Annotated in this window: 1 protein-coding gene; it reads right to left on the minus strand. The window is 57.4% G+C overall.

The window, feature by feature from the left end; genetic code table 11:
* On the minus strand, window positions 1-1,169 hold a 1,169-nt coding region (gene tuf, locus HMPREF3173_RS00320), incomplete at both ends, for an elongation factor Tu (RefSeq protein WP_070571059.1).

Genomic DNA, 1,169 nt, shown 5'->3' on the forward strand with positions numbered 1-1,169 from the left:
ATTTTTGCTACGACGCCGGCGCCGACGGTACGACCGCCTTCACGGATAGCGAAGCGCAGACCGTCTTCCATTGCGATGGTCTTGATCAGGGTGACAGTCATCTGAATGTTGTCACCTGGCATTACCATTTCAACGCCTTCCGGCAGTTCGCAGTTACCGGTCACGTCAGTGGTACGGAAGTAGAACTGAGGACGGTAGCCTTTGAAGAACGGAGTGTGACGACCGCCTTCTTCCTTCGACAGAACGTAGACTTCTGCAGTGAACTTGGTGTGCGGCTTGACCGAACCTGGCTTGACCAGAACCTGGCCACGCTCAACTTCGTCACGCTTGGTGCCGCGCAGCAGGACGCCGCAGTTCTCGCCAGCACGACCTTCGTCCAGCAGCTTGCGGAACATCTCAACGCCGGTGCAGGTGGTGGTGGTGGTTGGACGCAGACCAACGATTTCCAGGGCGTCCTGAACGCGGACGATACCACGCTCGATACGACCGGTAACAACGGTACCACGACCCGAGATCGAGAAGACGTCTTCGATCGGCATCAGGAACGGCTGGTCAACGGCACGAACTGGCTCTGGGATGTAGGCATCCAGAGTCTCAACCAGCTTCTTAACAGCGCTGGTACCCATTTCGTTGTCGTCTTTGCCTTCCAGAGCCATACGAGCCGAACCGATGATGATCGGAGTGTCGTCGCCTGGGAAGTCGTAGGTGGACAGCAGGTCGCGAACTTCCATCTCGACCAGTTCCAGCAGCTCAGCGTCGTCTACCAGGTCAGCCTTGTTCAGGAAGACCACGATGTACGGAACGCCAACCTGACGGGACAGCAGGATGTGCTCACGGGTTTGTGGCATCGGACCATCGGCGGCCGAGCAAACCAGGATCGCGCCGTCCATCTGGGCAGCACCGGTGATCATGTTCTTCACGTAGTCAGCGTGACCTGGGCAGTCAACGTGAGCGTAGTGACGAATGTTCGAGTTGTACTCGACGTGAGCGGTGTTGATGGTGATACCGCGTGCTTTTTCTTCTGGAGCCGAGTCGATCTTGTCGAACTCAACGACGGCCGAACCGAAGACTTCGGAGCAGACACGGGTCAGAGCTGCAGTCAGAGTGGTCTTACCGTGGTCAACGTGGCCGATAGTGCCGACGTTAACGTGGGGAAGGGAACGATCAAA

Source organism: Pseudomonas sp. HMSC08G10 (assembly GCF_001808425.1).
GTDB lineage: Bacteria > Pseudomonadota > Gammaproteobacteria > Pseudomonadales > Pseudomonadaceae > Aquipseudomonas > Aquipseudomonas guariconensis.